Consider the following 306-nt stretch of genomic DNA (forward strand, 5'->3'; position numbering starts at 1 on the left):
AGATACAAGTACCGATGGCACAACGGACTTTTACGGCGCCGCGCAAGTGGTTAGCGGGCCTTATAGCAAGATGGAAGGAAAATACTACAAGGCGCCTAAATGGAAATTGTTGGAATTGAACAACGCCATCAATAAACAACGATCGTTTTTGGCTGAAACCATCATCCAAAATCAACAAGATCAGCGAACACTGAGGGCATCAGAGCCTACGCGTGAAGAAATTGAATCATTGCGAGCCGAAGCAAGAACTCTCAACGTTCAGGTGCTTAAAGATGCTGACCAACTCAATAATCTGCTGGCTAACTC

1 protein-coding gene is annotated in these 306 nt (G+C 45.4%); it reads left to right on the forward strand.

Going from position 1 to position 306, the window contains the following annotated elements; all coding sequences use genetic code 11:
* Positions 1 to 306: hypothetical protein (locus A0J57_RS26470; protein WP_161942165.1), on the forward strand; the 306-nt coding region annotated here is incomplete at both ends.

The sequence above is a fragment of the Sphingobium sp. 22B genome, from assembly GCF_001580035.1.
Lineage (GTDB): Bacteria > Pseudomonadota > Alphaproteobacteria > Sphingomonadales > Sphingomonadaceae > Sphingobium > Sphingobium fuliginis.